Source organism: Jatrophihabitans sp. (assembly GCF_035474675.1).
GTDB lineage: Bacteria > Actinomycetota > Actinomycetes > Mycobacteriales > Jatrophihabitantaceae > Jatrophihabitans_A.
Genome location: NZ_DATINC010000095.1, coordinates 1 through 2,467, shown reverse-complemented (window position 1 = coordinate 2,467; position 2,467 = coordinate 1). Strand labels below are relative to the sequence as shown.

The 2,467-nt window shown below is 73.1% G+C and carries 3 protein-coding genes; all 3 read left to right on the top strand.

Translation table 11 applies throughout. The features are described 5' to 3' along the window. Positions 1-143 precede the first annotated feature (143 nt). Positions 144-665, top strand: coding sequence for a VOC family protein (locus tag VLJ82_RS11420; RefSeq protein ID WP_408663474.1), 522 nt, complete (start codon positions 144-146; stop codon positions 663-665). Further along, entirely contained in the window at positions 662-1,585 is a 924-nt protein-coding gene (locus VLJ82_RS11415) for a TIGR03619 family F420-dependent LLM class oxidoreductase (protein WP_408663473.1), read from the top strand. The genes VLJ82_RS11420 and VLJ82_RS11415 overlap by 4 nt, the downstream gene beginning before the upstream one ends. Before the next feature lie 192 nt (positions 1,586-1,777). Beyond that, positions 1,778-2,467 (top strand): ATP-binding cassette domain-containing protein (locus VLJ82_RS11410; RefSeq protein WP_408663472.1); only part of this gene is annotated, 690 nt, incomplete at its 3' end.

Sequence of the window (2,467 nt, the reverse complement as noted above, 5' to 3'; positions counted from 1 at the left end):
TCAACGGCACCCTCGCCTGGGGCACCGCGCCCTAGGCCACGGCGGCGGCAGGGGCGGTCCGGTGCGCCGGGCCGCCCCTTCGGCGCGGGTGGCCACCGCGGGGGCGTCCTATGCTCGTCCGTAGGCGACGGGAGGAGCGGCCGATGGCCCAGCCCACCGAGGACGAGCGCGCGGAGCTGGAGCGGCGGCGCGGCGAGCTGCGCGACCGCTACCTTTCCCCGGTCGCGGAACGACCGCCGTCCACCGCGCGGGGCATCCACCACGCCGCGCTGATCTGCGCCGACCCCGAGCGGACGATCGAGTTCTACCAGGGCCTGCTGGGGTTCCCGCTGGTCGAGCTCGTCGAGAACCGGGACTACCCCGGCTCGTCGCACTTCTTCTTCGACCTCGGCAACTCCACCCTGCTGGGCTTCTTCGACTTCCCGGGCCTGGGCCTGCAAGCCGGCACGGAGGCGCTCGGCACCGTCCAGCACATCGCGATCTCGGTGGACCCGGAGCGGCACGCCGAGCTGCGGGCCCGGCTGGACGAGGCCGGCATCTCCTACGGCGGGCCGGACCAGGGCATCGAGGAGTCGCTGTACTTCCGCGACCCGGACGGCATCCAGATCGAGCTGCTCTCCGACGACCTGATGTACTTCGGCGGTCAGTGGCTGGACGGCCGGTGAGCCGGTTGCGGCTGGGTTTCGGCCTGCCGGTGTCGGGCAGCTGGGCCCGGCCGGCCAACCTGGTGCGGATCGCCCGGCGGGCCGAGGAGCTGGGGTTCGAGTCGCTGTGGACCTTCCAGCGGCTGCTGCACCCGGCCGAGGGCGACTGGGGCCCGATGTACCGCGCCGTGCAGGACCCGATCGTCACGCTGGCCCACGTGGCCGCGGTCACCGAACGGGCCCGGCTCGGCATCGCGGTGGTGAACGCGCCGTTCTACTCCCCCGTGCTGCTGGCCAAGCAGCTGACCACGCTGGACGAGCTGTCCGGCGGCCGGCTGGACGTGGGCCTGGGCCTGGGCTGGGCCGAGGAGGAGTTCGCCGCGGTCGGCGTGGACCCGGCGCGCCGGGGCGCCCGGACCGAGGAGTTCATCGCCTGCCTGAAGGCCATCTGGACCGAGCAGGTGGTCAGCTTCGATGGCGAGTTCTACCGGATGCCGGCGGTTCGGGTCGATCCGAAGCCGGTGCAGCAGCCGCACCCGCCGCTGCTGCTGGGCGGCGGCGCCGAGCGCGCGCTGCGCCGGGTCGGCCGGATCGCCGACGGCTGGATCTCGGCCAGCCGGCACGACCTGCGCACCGTCGGGACGGACCTGGACGTGATGCGCGACGCCGCCCGGGAGGCCGGCCGGGATCCCGACCGGCTGCGCTTCGTCGTGCGCGGCGTGCTGTCGCTGACCGAGCAGCCCGCCGGCGCCGACCGGCGGCCGCTGCACGGCGACGCCGGCCAGATCCGCGAGGACTTCGACCGGCTGGCCGAGGCCGGCATCACCGAGCTCTTTATCGACCTGAACTTCGACCCCGCGGTGGGCTCGCCGGACGCCGATCCGCAGGACTCGATGCGCCGGGCCGAGCAGCTGCTGCAGACCTTCGCGCCGCGCTCCTGAGCCGGTGCTGGCGGTGCTCGCCGCCGAGCGCTGAGCATCCCGGCACGGTCCGTCCATAGCCCGCGGGGAACCTCCGGACCGAAAATACGTTGTCGGAGCAGTGCTCTAGCTTGAAGACTCCCAGCGAACCCGACCTGTGAGGACTGACGCGATGACCCGGCACGACCGCCTGGAAGACCTGGGTACCGGCTGATGGCTGACGTCATCACCGCCAACGGACTGGTCAAGACCTACGGCAAGCTGCGCGCGCTGGACGGCCTGGACCTCGCCGTCCCGGAAGGGACCATTCTCGGCCTGCTCGGGCCGAACGGGGCCGGCAAGACCACCGCGGTGCGCATCCTGACCACCCTGCTCGAGCCGGACGCCGGCCAGGCCCGGGTGGCCGGCATCGACATCCTCAAGAATCCCGGCCAGGTGCGGGCCAAGCTGGGCCTGTCCGGCCAGTACGCCGCGGTGGACGAGTACCTGACCGGCTTCGAGAACCTGGACATGGTCGGCCGGCTCTACGGCCTGGGCCGCGGGCCGTCCCGGCAGCGGGCCCGGGAGCTGCTGGACCAGTTCAACCTGGAAGAGGCCGGCGACCGTCCGGTGAAGACCTACTCCGGCGGCATGCGGCGCCGGCTGGACCTGGCCGGCGCGCTGGTGGCCCGGCCGCCGGTGCTCTTCCTGGACGAGCCGACCACCGGGCTGGACCCGCGCAGCCGCACCGACATGTGGGAGGTGATCACCGACCTGGTCAAGGGCGGGGCCACCCTGCTGCTCACCACCCAGTACCTGGAGGAGGCCGACCGGCTGGCCGACAAGATCCTGGTGATCGACCACGGCCGCGCCATCGCCGAGGGCACCGCCGACAGCCTCAAGGCCCAGGTGGGCGGCGAGCGC